At 69.4% G+C, this 13,714-nt stretch carries 14 protein-coding genes; 7 read left to right on the forward strand and 7 right to left on the reverse strand.

What is annotated here, in order from left to right; translation table 11 throughout:
• Positions 1-165 precede the first annotated feature (165 nt).
• Positions 166-804: an HAD family hydrolase gene (locus ACWDX6_RS10200; protein WP_451484494.1), complete on the forward strand. Its 639-nt coding sequence runs from the start codon at positions 166-168 to the stop codon at positions 802-804.
• 108 nt (positions 805-912) lie between these two features.
• Positions 913-2,100 carry a globin domain-containing protein gene (locus ACWDX6_RS10205; protein WP_451484495.1) on the forward strand — a complete coding sequence of 396 codons (1,188 nt, stop codon included), beginning with the start codon at positions 913-915 and terminating at the stop codon, positions 2,098-2,100.
• A gap of 8 nt (positions 2,101-2,108) precedes the next feature.
• Here ACWDX6_RS10205 and ACWDX6_RS10210 read toward each other — a convergent pair whose 3' ends face one another.
• The 4 genes from ACWDX6_RS10210 to ACWDX6_RS10225 form a co-directional block, all read right to left on the reverse strand.
• Positions 2,109-2,588, reverse strand: coding sequence for an NUDIX domain-containing protein (locus ACWDX6_RS10210; protein WP_451484496.1), 480 nt, complete (start codon positions 2,586-2,588; stop codon positions 2,109-2,111).
• Between the two features lie 35 nt (positions 2,589-2,623).
• Positions 2,624-3,520: a LysR family transcriptional regulator gene (locus ACWDX6_RS10215; RefSeq protein ID WP_451484497.1), complete on the reverse strand. Its 897-nt coding sequence runs from the start codon at positions 3,518-3,520 to the stop codon at positions 2,624-2,626.
• 223 nt (positions 3,521-3,743) lie between these two features.
• Positions 3,744-4,895, reverse strand: a complete 1,152-nt coding sequence (locus tag ACWDX6_RS10220; protein ID WP_451484498.1) for a cystathionine gamma-lyase — start codon at positions 4,893-4,895, stop codon at positions 3,744-3,746.
• A 59-nt stretch (positions 4,896-4,954) separates the two neighbouring features.
• Positions 4,955-5,332: a phage holin family protein gene (locus ACWDX6_RS10225; RefSeq protein WP_451484499.1), complete on the reverse strand. Its 378-nt coding sequence runs from the start codon at positions 5,330-5,332 to the stop codon at positions 4,955-4,957.
• 51 nt (positions 5,333-5,383) lie between these two features.
• Between ACWDX6_RS10225 and ACWDX6_RS10230 the strand changes: the two genes are divergently transcribed.
• The 4 genes from ACWDX6_RS10230 (at position 5,384) to ACWDX6_RS10245 (ending at position 7,705) form a co-directional block, all read left to right on the forward strand.
• Positions 5,384-5,701: a cupin domain-containing protein gene (locus tag ACWDX6_RS10230; protein ID WP_403292950.1), complete on the forward strand. Its 318-nt coding sequence runs from the start codon at positions 5,384-5,386 to the stop codon at positions 5,699-5,701.
• Positions 5,702-5,865: 164 nt separating this feature from the next.
• Positions 5,866-6,084: a DUF5326 family protein gene (locus ACWDX6_RS10235; protein WP_451484500.1), complete on the forward strand. Its 219-nt coding sequence runs from the start codon at positions 5,866-5,868 to the stop codon at positions 6,082-6,084.
• Between the two features lie 278 nt (positions 6,085-6,362).
• On the forward strand, positions 6,363-7,133 hold the full coding sequence (locus tag ACWDX6_RS10240) for an IclR family transcriptional regulator (RefSeq protein WP_451484501.1): 771 nt from the start codon (positions 6,363-6,365) through the stop codon (positions 7,131-7,133).
• Between the two features lie 137 nt (positions 7,134-7,270).
• On the forward strand, positions 7,271-7,705 hold the full coding sequence (locus ACWDX6_RS10245) for an SsgA family sporulation/cell division regulator (RefSeq protein WP_451484599.1): 435 nt from the start codon (positions 7,271-7,273) through the stop codon (positions 7,703-7,705).
• 37 nt (positions 7,706-7,742) lie between these two features.
• Here the strand turns inward: ACWDX6_RS10245 and ACWDX6_RS10250 are convergent, their stop codons facing one another.
• Positions 7,743-9,101: a YibE/F family protein gene (locus tag ACWDX6_RS10250; protein ID WP_451484502.1), complete on the reverse strand. Its 1,359-nt coding sequence runs from the start codon at positions 9,099-9,101 to the stop codon at positions 7,743-7,745.
• A gap of 213 nt (positions 9,102-9,314) precedes the next feature.
• On the opposite strand from ACWDX6_RS10250, the gene thiC reads away from it, so the two are divergent.
• Positions 9,315-11,096: a phosphomethylpyrimidine synthase ThiC gene (thiC, locus tag ACWDX6_RS10255; RefSeq protein WP_451484503.1), complete on the forward strand. Its 1,782-nt coding sequence runs from the start codon at positions 9,315-9,317 to the stop codon at positions 11,094-11,096.
• 181 nt (positions 11,097-11,277) lie between these two features.
• Here thiC and ACWDX6_RS10260 read toward each other — a convergent pair whose 3' ends face one another.
• Positions 11,278-12,105, reverse strand: coding sequence for a hypothetical protein (locus ACWDX6_RS10260; RefSeq protein ID WP_451484504.1), 828 nt, complete (start codon positions 12,103-12,105; stop codon positions 11,278-11,280).
• Between the two features lie 159 nt (positions 12,106-12,264).
• Positions 12,265-13,590: a metallophosphoesterase gene (locus tag ACWDX6_RS10265; protein WP_451484505.1), complete on the reverse strand. Its 1,326-nt coding sequence runs from the start codon at positions 13,588-13,590 to the stop codon at positions 12,265-12,267.
• Positions 13,591-13,714 lie beyond the last annotated feature (124 nt).

A 13,714-nucleotide genomic window follows, 5' to 3' on the forward strand; every position in this document is an offset into this window, starting at 1 on the left:
ACCGCTTTAGGGGAACTGGCCGATACCGGCAGGTGACGCGCCTCCGTCGAGCGGACGCCGCCGTGTTTCACGTGAAACACCGTGTCTTCGCCCCGCTCCCTCCGGCCCTGCCGGAGGGAGTCACCGCGCGTACTAACCTCGGCGCACATGACGACTCCTCGGGGCATGAGACGCAGGCTTCACCTCTTCGATCTCGACGGCACCCTGATCCGTGGGTCAGCCGCCGCCGTGGAAATCTCGCGCCAGCTCGGACTGGCCGAAGAGATCGCCGCGCTGGAAGAGGGTTTCCTGCTGCGAGGACTGACACCCGACGAGTTCGCGGTCCAGGCCCGGGAGCTGTGGTCCGAACTCACGACGGAGCAAGTCACAGCCGCTTTCGAGGGAGCGCCATGGCTGGCCGGCATCCGAGAGGTCTGGGCCGACATCCGGGCCCACGGAGGACGCTGCGCCGTGATCTCGCTCTCGCCCGACTTCTTCGTCGAGCGCCTGCTGGACTGGGGGGCTGATGCCGCCCATGGGTCCCGCTGGCCGTCGGTTCCTTTCACCGCGCCGATCCATCGCCCAGGGATTCTCAATGCAGCGGCGAAGGTGAGCATCGCGCGGGAGTTGTGCGCGGAGTTCGGCGTCAGCTTCGAGGAGTGCGTCGCCTATGGCGATTCGATGTCCGACGCGGCGCTCTTCGCGGCGGTTCCCGAGACCGTGGCAGTGAACGCGGACCACCATCTGGTCGGGCTCTCCCGCCACAGCTACACGGGAGCCGATCTGCGAGAGGCGTACGAACTGGTGCGAAAAAGCGCAGCCTAGCCGGAACCCGGGTGCCAATGCCCGAGAACTCCACTTTCTGTCCGGACCCGGGGCGGACATTGCCATGCTGCGGCGACACCAGCCGGTTGCGCGAGGGCGAGGCACACGATGAACGCTCCGACCACCACGTCGGCCGCTGAGAAGGACACCGCGGACGACGCGCCGCCCCGAATACCTTCGGAGCCGTCGCCCGATGCCCTTCTCGTCCGCCGCACCCTGGCGGAGATCGCACCTGTCGCCTCCAAGGTGACCTCGTACTTCTACGCGCTGCTCTTCATCCGACGGCCCGAACTCCGGCCGATGTTCCCCGTGGCGATGGACACCCAGCGCGACCGCCTCCTCAGAGCGCTGCTGACGGCCGCCGAGCACATGGACGACACCCCGGTGCTCACCGCATACCTCCAGAACCTGGGGCGCGGGCACCGCAAGTACGGCACTCATCCCTCCCACTACCCGGCGGTCGGAGAAGCCCTCATCGGGGCGCTCATCCGGTACGCCACCACGACGTGGGACGAGGAGACGGAAGCCGCCTGGGTCCGTACGTACGCCACGATCTCGCAGGTCATGATCGATGCGGTGACCGAGGACGAGCAGCATGCGCCGGCCTGGTGGTACGCCGAGGTCGTCTCACACGACCTGCGGACCCCGGACGTCGCGGTGATCACCTTGAGGCCCGACCAGCCGTACCCCTTCCTCGCCGGTCAGTACACGACGCTGGAGACGCCCTGGTGGCCGCGCGTGTGGCGGCACTACTCCCTCGCCTCGGCGCCCAGGCGCGACGGACTACTCTCGCTGCACGTCAAGGCGGTTCCGGCGGGGTGGGTGTCCCGGGCGCTGGTCCACCGCGCGCGCCCCGGTGACGTGCTGCGGCTCGGGCCGCCGTCGGGGTCCATGACCGTCGACCACTCCACCGACAACGGCATGCTCTGCCTGGGCGGAGGGACCGGGATCGCGCCCATCAAGGCGCTGGTGGAGGACGTCGCCGAGCACGGGACCCGCCGCCCCGTCGAGGTGTTCTACGGAGCGCGCAGCGACCACGACCTCTATGACATCGACACGATGATGCGGCTCCAGCAGACCTTCCCCTGGCTGTCCGTGCGGCCGGTCACCGACGACCAGGGGCGCCTGCCGGACGCCGTGCGCCGATACGGCCCCTGGGACGAGTACGACGCCTACCTCTCAGGACCGCTCGGCATGATCCGCAGCGGGGTCGACGCCCTCCAGGGCGCAGGCATTCCCGCCGAGCGTATCCGCCACGACTCCCTCGAGGACCTGGCGGCGGTCGGCGGCTCCTAGGTGCCTGATCAGCCCAGGTCAGGCGCGTGCATCGCGCGGACACCCTCGATGTTGCCGTCCAGGTAATGCCGGAGAGACAGGGGTACGAGGTGGACTGCGGCGATTCCGACCCGGCTGAACGGCACCCGGACGATCTCGTACTCGCCGCTCGGCTCCTCGATCTCGGGGCCGTGGCGCAGGGAGGTGTCCATGGACTCCAGTCGGCAGACGAAGAAGTGCTGGACCTTCACGCCGGAGACTCCGCCGTCGACGATGTGCTCGACGGTGTCGACGAAGCAGGGGACCACATCGGTGATCTTGGCGCCGAGTTCTTCGTGCACCTCACGGTGGAGGGCCTCGACGACGGTGCTGTCCGAAGGTTCGACCCCGCCCCCGGGTGTCAGCCAGTAGGGGTCCATCCCCGGCTTCGTGCGCTTGATGAGGATGAGGTCGTTTCCATCGAGCAGGATGGCGCGTGCGGTGCGCTTGACCACTGGACGTTCGGTCATGGGAAGAAAATGGCCCGCCACAGGTGTCCTGAAACTCACCACTCGCCGGCAGCTCTCAAGAGGCACTCGTGTGCCCGCGCGATCGGGGGCAGCGCGAGGGTGCCGGTGCGCACGATCAGGAAGTACGTCCGCAGAGGAGGCACCGGTGGATCGAGCAGCGCCACCAGCCGGCCCTGCTCCAGGGCGTCCTCGCACAGGTACCGGGGCAGCACCGCCAGCCCGGCGCCGGAGGCCGCGGACTCCAGGACGGCCCGCAGGTCGGGCGCGATGACGGTGCCGGCGGCCGCCGGCTTGGTCTCGAAGACGGCGGCCCAATAGCGGGAGACGAACGGCAACGACTCGTGCACCTCCACCACCGGCAGCTGCTCCAGGACCACCGCTCCCTTGCGCAGCAGCGTCTCGGGGCCCAGCCGAGCGGCCCAGCGTGGTGCGGCGACCAGGACGTGCTCCTCGTCGCAGAGCGGCGTGGAGGTGAACAGACCGCCCCGCGGACGAGCGGTGGCGATGGCCAGATCGTGATGGCCGGCGGCGAGCCCGTCGAGGACCTCCTCGGCGCTGCCGAGAAAGGAGGCCCGGACGGCGAGGCCCTTGGAGACCAGAGGCGTGAGGGCCGGCAGGGCACGCGCTGAGGTGAACTCCGGGGGCCCGGCGAGATGGAGGGTGCGGACGCCGTTCTCCTCGTCCAGATCGCTCGCGGCGATCTCCACCAAGGCGTCCAGATGAGGGGCGGCCCGGTGGGCGAGCTCGTCCCCGATGGTGGTGGGGGTGACCCCACGGGCCTGTCTGAGGAAGAGGGGGCGGCCCAGCTGCCGCTCCAGGGTGCGGATCTGGCTGGTGACGGCCGGTTGGGAGAGCCCGAGAAGCGCCGCCGCGCGGGTGAAGGAGCCGGCCCGGTGCACGGTGACGAACGTGCGCAGCAGGGCCAAGTCCATGCCTGCCCCCTCCCGGCCGTGCGGCCGTTCGACTCAGGCGTCGGCTGATGGCGCCTCAAGACCGTCCAACTATAAATAAGTCGATAGGCCTCTGTCGCTACCGTGATTGGACACTGACGCAGAGTCAACTAGCCTTGGGAAAGCGGTATCTCCGCGCGTGGATCCGGGGTGCTCCGAGCCATGAGGGGGGAGGCTCGGAGCACCCCGTTCCATGGACGACGTGTCAGCCGGCCTGCTCGGCCAGGTCGAGGGCGCGGAGCACATCCGCGATCAGGTCCTCGGGATCCTCCGCACCGACGGAGAAGCGGATGAAACCCTCGGGGACGGCGTCGCCGCCCCACCGGCCGCGCCGCTCCGCGGTCGAGCGCACGCCGCCGAAGCTGGTGGCGTCGTCCACGAGACGGAGTTCGTCGAGGAACCGCTCGGCCCACTCCCGGTCCGGGAGGACGAACGACACCACGGGACCGAACCGCCGCATCTGCGAAGCCGCCACCGCGTGCGACGGGTCGTCGGGAAGCCCGGGATAGCGCAGCCCGGTCACCTCCCCGCGCGTGCGGAGCGTCCGCGCGAGGGCGAGGGCCGAGGAACACTGCCGGTCGGCGCGCAGCTGGAGCGTGGCCAGCGAACGATGGGCGAGCCAGGCCTCCATGGGGCCCGGGATCGCCCCGACGACCTTGCGCCAACGTCGTACCTCCGCGGCCCGCCGGGGATCGCGGCAGCTGACATGGCCCAGCAGGATGTCACCGTGCCCGGTCATGCCCTTGGTGTCGCTGGCGACGGAGAAGTCCGCCCCCAGCTCCAGCGGGCGCTGCCCGAGCGGGGTGGCCAGGGTGTTGTCGACGGCGACCAGCGCTCCCGTCTGGTGCGCCGCCCGCACCAGGCGGCGGATGTCGCAGACATCGAGCCCCGGATTGGAGGGCGTCTCGATCCACAGCAGCCGCGCCCCGTCCAGTACGGAGAGCTGGGCGTCGCCGCCGGTCGGCGCGGTACGGACCTCGATCCCGTACGCCCTCAGCTGCTCGTGGAGGAGCGGCAGCGCCTGATAGCCGTCGTCCGGTACGACGACCGCGTCGCCGGACTTGAGCTGGGAGAAGAGGACGGCGGAGATCGCCGCCATGCCGGAGGCGAAGACCAGCGTCTCTATGCCAGGCTCCCCGGGGGCCTCCAGTTCACCGATGGCGCGTTCCAGATGGGTCCAGGTGGGGTTCTCGTCCCGGCCGTAGGTGTAGGGGCCGGTGGCATCACCCGGCAGATGGAAGTGGGCGGCGAAGACCGGTCCCGGCAGGGTCGGTTCGTACTTGACCGGTTCGGGCAGCCCGGCCCGGACCGCCCGCGTTCCGTCACCGAGTTCTTCGTCCCGTGTGTCCGTGTTCATGCCGCCGGTTCCTCCACACTCTCGCGCACCGCCCGCGGGCGGTACGTCATCGTTCGTACTCAGTCGCCGTCGGGCAGCACGACGTTGAGCGCCCACGAGACGACGGAGATGATCAGGCCGCCGAGGACGGCGGTCCAGAATCCCTCGACATGGAAGCTGAGGTCGAGCTGGTCGGCCAGCCAGGACGTCAGCAGCAGCATCAGGGCGTTGACCACCAGGGTGATCAGCCCGAGCGTGAGGATGAACAGCGGAAGGGTGAGCAGCTTCACGACGGGCTTGACCAAGAAGTTCACCAGCCCGAAAACCAGGGCGACGAGGATGAGCGTCAAGGCCTTCTTGCCGGTGCTGTCACCGGTGAGCGTGATGTTCTGGAGGAGCCAGATGGCCACCGCCAGGGCGCCCGCGTTGGCGAGCGTCTTGACTACGAAATTCATCATGTGTCTGATCGTGGCAGACATGATCGGGCCAAGTGCAGGGGCGGACGGATGATGAAGGCATTCCGGTTGGACGAACTGGAGGCGGAGCGCGCTGCCAACGAGGGCGCGTACCTCCAGTTCCTGCGCGAGCGGAACATGTCGGTCGGCCTGTACGCGCTGGACGCGGGCGCGCTCGACCCCCAGCAGCCGCACGGCCAGGACGAGGTGTACTTCGTGGTCAGCGGCCGGGCCTCGATCACGGTGGGGACGGAGACGACGCAGGTGGCCCGTGGCAGTGTGGTCTACGTGCCGGCCGGGGTGGCCCACAAGTTCCACCACATCACCGAGGATCTGCGGGTCATGGTGGTCTTCTCGCCTCCGGAGAGCTGAGCCGACCCGGAGTCGAAAGCCCGACGAGGCCGCGCTCCCCTAGGGGGCGGATCAGGGGAGAGCAAGGGCCGCGAGGCCCCCGCGAGCACCCCCGCCGGCCCTAGCATCGAAAGCGTTCGGCGCAGAGCGCGCGGAACGGACTCTTCGGAGATGGGGTAAGGACAATGGCGGTACGGGAGATTCTCGCGGGCATGCCCTGGTGGGTGAAGTGGGTGGCCATACCCGTCATCGCCCTGTTCGTCTTCGGCGGGCTGATCACCAGCGTCGCGACCTTTGTGATCGGTCTGCTCTTCAAGGTGCTGGTCTTCGTGGCGCTGGTGGCCGGGCTCGTCTACGTGGTGCGGAAGTTCATGTCGTCGTCGACCTCGCGCGAGAACTGGTAACGCCGACTACTCGCTGGTATGAACCGGTTTCCGGGTATTAGCCCGGGCGAGGGAACCCGACGGTCGAAACCGCGTGGGTGCCCATGGGGTGCCATTAGAGTGGCAAAGCTCTGCCGCCCCGGGGAAACAGTGCGCTGATCCCACCTCGACCAGCGAGTTCCTTTCTGTCCCGGGCGGGTCCACCCATGGACCCCACGGATCCCAGGCCGCGGCGGGCGCGCGGGGGCGGCCCCCGCGGGCGGGTGCAGGGCGCCCGTCGAAACGCCTGGGGGTGACCTTTGGCCACGGCTTCGCAATCGGCTGTCCCTACCCTGATCGGCTCCGTGCAGCGGGCGCTGAGACTTCTGGAAGCCGTGGGCTCCCACGAGGACGGCGCTCCGGCCAAGCAACTCGCGCGCGAGGCGGGACTCCCGCTTCCGACCGCGTACCACCTGCTCCGCACCCTGACGCACGAGGGCTATCTCCGCCGCGAGAAGGGTGTGTTCGTCTTCGGCGACGCCGCCGGCCGTCTGGCCGGTGGCGGAGTTCTGCAGAATCGTCGCACCAAGATCGAAGACTCCCTCGCCCACTGGCGCGACGAGATCGGCGTCCCCGTCTACTTCGCGATCTACCGCGAGGGTGAGATCGAGCTCGTCGCCGTGGCCGACACCCCCTCAGCCCCCGCTGTGGACGAGTGGGCCGACTTCCGCGAGACCGGTCATGCCCACGCGATCGGGCAGTGTCTGCTCAGTCAACTGGATCTGAGGAGGCGTCAAGACCACCTCGACCGCCATCCGGTGGATGCCATCACTCCGTATACGGTGCGTAACCGTCGTGCCCTCTTGGAACGTTTGGGCGGCATGGGGCGCATGGAGCCCCTGGTGGAGCGTCAGGAGTACGCGCTGGGCACGGTGTGTGCCGCCGTCCCCATCACAGCGGGCTCCACCGCGGCCGCCATGGCCATTTCCCTCCCTCTCCACCAGGAGGAACGGTTGCTGCCCGCAGTGGACCGGCTACGCAGTGAGATCGGAAAGCTCTTCAGTTCGCTTGCTTTCTCTATCAGTATCTGAAAAATCACTCCTTGTGATCTGCTAGCGCTTCCAGCACGATGGCGTCAAGAGGGCCATGGGGATCATTCCCGGCCGTTTGGATCACAGCTTTCAGCAGCTGTCGTTACGCAACTGCTTCATCTACTGCGGGGTACATGATGCGAGAGTCGGTTCAGGCCGAAGTCCTGATGAGCTTCCTCGTCTCCGAGGAGCTCTCCTTCAGAATCCCCGTGGAACTGCGCTACGAGACCCCGGATCCCTACGCGGTGCGGATGACCTTCCATCTCCCCGGGGACGCGCCCGTGACCTGGGCCTTCGGGCGGGAGCTGTTGCTCGACGGGATCAACGGGCCGAGCGGGGACGGCGATGTGCACATCGCACCGACCGGCACCGAGGCGCTCTCGGACGTCTCGATCCGCCTCCAGGTGGGCAGTGATCGCGCCCTGTTCCGGGTCAGCGCTCCGCCGCTGGTCGCCTTCCTCGACCGAACGGACAAAATGGTTCCTCTCGGTCAGGAATGGACATTCGGCGACTTCGAAGACAACCTGGAGGCAGCGCTCGGCCGGATCCTGGCGGAGGAGAACGCCGGCTGAGCGGAGTGGAACACCGGCTGACCAGGCGGCCGTCCGGTCACTTCGCCCGGCGGCGCCGTCCACCCTTGGCCGGTCGGCTCGCCGAGGGCCCCGGCCGGTCGGCGGAGACCACCAGCGCCGCGAGGGCGGTGGTGACCGGCACCGAGGCGACGAGGCCGATCGACCCCACCAGCGTCCGGACGATCTCCTCCGCGACCAGCTCACTGTTGGCCACTGTCCCCACGCTGCTCTGAGCGATGGAGAAGAGCAGCAGCAGGGGCAGGGCCGCACCCGCGTACGCGAGCACCAGGGTGTTCACCACCGAGGCGATGTGGTCGCGCCCGATCCGGATTCCGGCCCGGTAGAGCGCGCGCGGCCCCATCCGCGGATCCGCCTGGTGCAGCTCCCACACCGCCGAGGTCTGGGTCACCGTCACATCGTCGAGCACGCCGAGCGAACCGATGATGACGCCCGCGAGCAGCAGACCGGACATGTCGATGTCCGGATAGAGGCCGTGGATCAGGCCGGTGTTGTCGTCCGTGTTGCCCGTGAGCGAGGCCCAGCCGATGAAGAGCGAGCCCAGCAGTCCGATCAGCAGCAGCGAGATCAGGGTGCCGAGCACCGCGACCGAGGTACGGGCTGACAGGCCGTGGCACATGTAGAGCGCGATCAGCATGATCGCGCTCGAGCCGACCACCGCCACGACCAGCGGATTCGATCCCTGCAGAATCGCCGGCAGGATGAAGAAGGTCAGCACCAGGAAGCTCACGGAGAGCGCGATCAGGGCCATCAGCCCGCGCAACCGGCCGACGAGCACGACCGCGAGCGCGAAGATCCCGGCGAGCAGCACCATCGGGAGCTTGCGGTTCACATCGGTCACCGAATACTGGAGGTCACGCGGGGCGTCGGGGGCGTACGCCACCACCACACCCTGCCCCTCGCTCAGCTGCCGCGGAGCGTCCGGCTGCACGATCTCGACGAAGGTGCGGCCCTTGTCGCCGCCCGTGGTGACCTCGATCGTCGCCTTCGCGCACTGCCCCTGCTGGGCGTTGACCGCCTCCCGCCCCTGAGGCGTGGTCGTGTCACCGGTCGGCGGCACCTGAGCGGCGTTCACGTCCTTGCAGTCGACGTACTCGACCGAGACGACCTTGCCCTGCTCGGTCTGCCGGTCGAAGCCGACGCCGGTGCGCTCGTGCGCCGGGGCGCCGCCGGGCCACAGGACCGCGAGCCCGACCAGAACGGCGGTGGCGAACGGGATGAGGACCGCGGCGATGACCTTGCGCAGATGCAGGGAGACGGGCGCGGCCGGCCCATGGCTGTGCGTATGGCCGTGCGCCATATGGCCGCCATGGCCGTCACCGTGCCCGTCGCCACTGCCTTCGCCGTACGGTTCGGGGGTCTGCTGCGAGGAAGTCACCGACCGATCATCGCAAGAACGGCGGGGGCCCACTGTTCAGCACGCCCGGGTTGACGCTAGCGTGGTGGCACCTTTGCACACGCGGGAGCTCGGAGCACCGGGCTGAGAGGGCGCTGATCACCGTACGCGCGCGTACTGACGCACGTACGGGAAGAGGCTGCGCCGACCGCCGAACCTGTTACCGGGTAATGCCGGCGTAGGGAGATCGGTCTCATGACCATTCAGGATGCACGCACGCCTGCCACCAGCCAGGACGGCCAGGCCGAGCGCACGCCGGGCTGGCACAAGGGGTACATCGAGGGCTCCCGCCCCGACCTCCGCGTGCCGGTCCGTCAGGTGCACCTCACCAACGGCAAGGACGTGACGCTGTACGACACGTCCGGTCCGTACACCGACCCCACCATCGACACCGACGTACGGCGGGGCCTCCCGCCGCTGCGCGAGAACTGGATCATCAGCCGCGGCGACACCGAGGAGTACGCGGGCCGCCCGGTCCGCCCCGAGGACGACGGGATCAAGCACACCTCGCCGCGCGGGGGGCTCAAGAACCTCGACGCCGTCTTCCCCGGCCGCCCGCGCCAGCCCCGCCGGGGCCGCGGCGGGCAGGCGGTGACCCAGCTCGCGTACGCCCGCCGGGGTGAGATCACCCCGGAGATGGAGTACGTCGCCATCCGGGAGAACGTCTCCCCCGAGGTCGTACGGGAGGAGATCGCCGCGGGTCGCGCGGTGCTCCCGGCGAACGTCAACCATCCGGAGATCGAGCCGATGATCATCGGCAAGCGGTTCCTGGTGAAGGTCAACGCCAACATCGGCAACTCCGCCGTCACCTCCTCCATCGAGGAGGAGGTGGAGAAGATGACGTGGGCGACCAAGTGGGGCGCGGACACGGTCATGGACCTGTCCACCGGCCGCAACATCCACACCACCCGCGAGTGGGTGCTGCGCAACTCCCCCGTGCCGATCGGCACCGTGCCGCTCTACCAGGCCCTGGAGAAGGTCGACGGCAAGGCCGAGGAGCTGACCTGGGAGATCTACAAGGACACGGTCATCGAGCAGGCCGAACAGGGCGTCGACTACATGACCGTCCACGCCGGCGTACTGCTGCCGTACGTGCCGCTGACCGCTCGCCGCAAGACCGGCATCGTCTCGCGTGGCGGTTCGATCATGGCCGCCTGGTGCCTGGCGCACCACAAGGAGAACTTCCTCTACACGAACTTCGAGGAGCTCTGCGAGATCCTGGCGACGTACGACGTCACGTACTCGCTGGGCGACGGCCTGCGCCCCGGCTCGATCGCGGACGCCAACGACGACGCGCAGTTCGCGGAGCTGCGGACGCTCGGCGAGCTCAACACGATCGCCAAGCGCCACAACGTGCAGACGATGATCGAGGGCCCGGGCCATGTCCCGATGCACAAGATCAAGGAGAACATCGACCTCCAGCAGGAGATCTGCGAGGAGGCGCCGTTCTACACCCTCGGCCCGCTCACCACCGACGTCGCTCCCGCCTACGACCACATCACGTCGGGCATCGGCGCCGCGATGATCGCCTGGTGGGGCACGGCGATGCTCTGCTACGTCACGCCCAAGGAGCACCTGGGCCTGCCCAACCGCGACGACGTGAAGACCGGCGTCATCACGTACAAGATCGCGGCGCACGCGGCCGACCTGGCCAAGGGGCACCCGGGGGCGCAGGAGTGGGACGACGCGCTGTCGGACGCGCGGTTCGAGTTCCGCTGGGAGGACCAGTTCAACCTGGCCCTCGACCCGGATACGGCGCGTGAGTTCCATGACGAGACGCTGCCCGCCGAGCCGGCCAAGACCGCGCACTTCTGCTCGATGTGCGGTCCGAAGTTCTGCTCGATGAAGATCTCGCAGGACATCCGGCGCGAGCACGGCGGCGACCTCGGGTCGGACGAGATCCAGGCCGGTATGGAGGAGAAGTCCAAGGAGTTCGCCGCCTCCGGCAACCGGGTCTACCTCCCGTTGGCGGACTGACCCGAAGAACACCGGACTGACCCGAAGAACATCGGGCGGACCCGCGGCTCCGGGGGAGTCGCGGGTCCGCCCGGTCCGTCCGTCCCGGCGCCCGCTCCCCCGCCGTTCCTCCAGCGTTCGGTCAGAGGGGCCGTCCTTCCGGGGGCGACGGCCGCACGGGCGCGGCTGGTTCTCCGGCGGTTCACTCCGGGCGGTTCTCCGGCGGGCCGAAGTCGGGGCTGCTGAAGTCCGGGCTGCTGAACGTCGGACGGGTGCCCGACGCGCCCTCGCCGGGGCTGGAGAACTGCGGGCCGCTGTAGCCGATCTTCGGTATGCGGGAGGTCGGCAGGGGGCGCGGTGGCGAGGCCGGCCGGGGCACGCCGGGATCGGCCAGCGCGTCGCGCAGGAACGGCACGATTCCCTGTTCCAGCAGCGCTCGGCGCCAGGCCTCCCTGGCCCGGGACAGCTCGTCGTCCGCTCCGGGGGCGGTTCCCGCCGCGGCGACCTCCGTGGCGGTGTTGCGCAGCGCGGTGATGAGGAGTCCGGCGGCCGCGCAGAGCAGCCCGGCCGCCGCGACGGCCCCGAAGAACCAGCCCGCCGTCCACAGGGTCTCGGCGAACACCAGTGTCGGGGCCAGTGTCTTCAGTACGGCTCCGACCAGCAGGAAGATCACCGCGGCCGTGCCGGCGAGCACGGGCGCGAGGACCGTGACGATCGCGACGACACCGGCGCCGGGGCCACCGCTCGCGCCGTCGCCGTCCGCCCCGAGGACGGCGCCCATGACGCTCGTACCGCTCGGTGAGCGTCCCTCTTCGCGGATCTTCACGTAGTGGTCGTACTCGGTCGCCGCCGCGGTGGTGATCAGCGCCGTCGCGTTCAGCGCCATCGTGCGCAGCTGTTCGGCCGTGAGCCGTTTCCCGACCTCGGCGAGTTCCGGACGTGTGTGCGCGTTACGCAGTGCGTCGTCGAGGATGCGCTCGTACTCGGCGCGGTCCTCGGTCAGCAGGTGCGGAGCCACGTTCATGTGCATCCCCCGATGCTCCGTAGGGCCGGGCCACCCGCGGTTCACGGGCAGTTGGGCGGAAACGGAGGAGAGCCTGCTACGGATGAGCCGATGGTATTGCGGTTACGGGACAGGGTGACAGGGGGTTTCCCGAAATCGCCCTTCCCGGATGCGCAGGGTTATGCCTCAGCCGCCCAGGGGGAGTTGGACCACCAGGAGCTTTCCGGCCATGGTCACACCGCCGTCCATGGCGATCGCCAGACCGTCGGCGTACACGTGCGGGCCGTCGACGACCGGCTCCGACGGGCCGTCGCCGTCCTCCGTGCCGACCTGGCCGAGGAGGTACGGGATGGGGCTGTGACCGTGCACGACACGGCGGCCGCCGTAGGTGCCGAGCAGCTCCCGGACCGCCTGGGGGCCGGTGTCGTCACGGAAGGCGAAGCGCTTGGTGAACTTCCGGAACAGGTCCCAGACCTCGTCGGCGTCGTTCCGGTTGATGATCTCGTGGACCGTTTCGTTGACGTCCTCGATGGTGCTGCCGTACTCGAGGTACGCGGTGGTGTCGGAGTGCATGAGGAGGTGCCCGTCCTCCTCCACCACGGCGTCCAGTCGGGACATCCACTGGAGATGGACGTCCTGGAGCCGGTCCATGTCGTACTTCTGGCCGCCGTTGAGCAGCCAGGCGGCCTGGAACGTGGCGGTGCCGGCGCCGGAGTTCACGGGGGTGTCGGCGAACCGTTTGGCGCCGATCAGCAGCAGCTCGTGATTGCCCATCAGGGCCTTGCAGTAGCCGCCGGCGGCGGCGGCCTCCGCCGAGAGGCGCATGACGAGGTCGATGACGCCGATGCCGTCGGGGCCGCGGTCGGTGAAGTCGCCCAGGAACCACAGGCGGGCGTTTCCGGCGGCCCAGGCGCCGTTCTCGTCGATGAGGCCCTGCTCGCGCAGGGCGTCGAGGAGTTCGTCGAGATAGCCGTGGACGTCGCCGACGACGTAGAGGGGGCCGGGGCCCTCGCCCACCGCCGGGGCCGGCGCGGGGACAGGGTCCTGGTCGACCCGGACCTGGACGGTGTCGCCGCGGTTGATGATCGGGAGGTCGCGCTCGGTGGGGGTGTAGCCCTCGGGGAGGTCGTCCTCCGGGAAGGCGTTGCCGGGGTGGCCGGTGGCGACGGCGACGATCGAGGAGCCGGACCCCTCCTGGCCGCCCTGGGGCCGGCCCACCAGGGCATGGCCGAGGTGGAGCGTCGGGTCGGGCGGTACGCCAGGGACGCCGGGTGCGGCGGGGGAGCCGGTCGGTGCGGCGGGTGCGGTGGGGGAGCCCGGTGCGCCGGGTTCTCCGGGTGCGGCGGGGGAGCCGTTCGGTGCGGTGGCTTCGGCGGCTCCCGGGAAGCCCGGGGCTCCGGTGGGCGGTTCGACGGCGTGGCCCTGCACGGGCACCCGGGCGTACGGCGGTACGCGGAAGTCCCGCAATGTCGCCGTGCGCACCACGGGTTCCTGCCCGGCCCCCTGAGTCATCGACCCCTCCACCACCGTCGCGATGCCCTGCACATCGCGGACCGGCCTGGTCGGGGTGGTCCGCGGTGTCGTGCGCCCATCATAGGAATGAGGGTCCTCCTGTGTGACGCACCAGGGGTGGTGA

This window comes from Streptomyces sp. NPDC003027, assembly GCF_053591435.1.

What these genes read in the sequence shown, in the direction of transcription:
- ACWDX6_RS10215 (WP_451484497.1), bottom strand. Translation starts at nt 3,520, where the DNA reads ATGGACTTGGCCCTGCTGCGCACGTTCGTCACCGTGCACCGGGCCGGC.
- ACWDX6_RS10235 (WP_451484500.1), top strand. Translation starts at nt 5,866, where the DNA reads ATGGCGGTACGGGAGATTCTCGCGGGCATGCCCTGGTGGGTGAAGTGG.
- ACWDX6_RS10260 (WP_451484504.1), bottom strand. Translation starts at nt 12,105, where the DNA reads ATGCACATGAACGTGGCTCCGCACCTGCTGACCGAGGACCGCGCCGAG.
- ACWDX6_RS10265 (WP_451484505.1), bottom strand. Translation starts at nt 13,590, where the DNA reads ATGACTCAGGGGGCCGGGCAGGAACCCGTGGTGCGCACGGCGACATTG.
- ACWDX6_RS10205 (WP_451484495.1), top strand. Translation starts at nt 913, where the DNA reads ATGAACGCTCCGACCACCACGTCGGCCGCTGAGAAGGACACCGCGGAC.
- ACWDX6_RS10230 (WP_403292950.1), top strand. Translation starts at nt 5,384, where the DNA reads ATGAAGGCATTCCGGTTGGACGAACTGGAGGCGGAGCGCGCTGCCAAC.
- ACWDX6_RS10245 (WP_451484599.1), top strand. Translation starts at nt 7,271, where the DNA reads ATGCGAGAGTCGGTTCAGGCCGAAGTCCTGATGAGCTTCCTCGTCTCC.
- ACWDX6_RS10225 (WP_451484499.1), bottom strand. Translation starts at nt 5,332, where the DNA reads ATGATGAATTTCGTAGTCAAGACGCTCGCCAACGCGGGCGCCCTGGCG.
- ACWDX6_RS10220 (WP_451484498.1), bottom strand. Translation starts at nt 4,895, where the DNA reads ATGAACACGGACACACGGGACGAAGAACTCGGTGACGGAACGCGGGCG.
- ACWDX6_RS10210 (WP_451484496.1), bottom strand. Translation starts at nt 2,588, where the DNA reads ATGACCGAACGTCCAGTGGTCAAGCGCACCGCACGCGCCATCCTGCTC.
- ACWDX6_RS10200 (WP_451484494.1), top strand. Translation starts at nt 166, where the DNA reads ATGAGACGCAGGCTTCACCTCTTCGATCTCGACGGCACCCTGATCCGT.
- thiC (WP_451484503.1), top strand. Translation starts at nt 9,315, where the DNA reads ATGACCATTCAGGATGCACGCACGCCTGCCACCAGCCAGGACGGCCAG.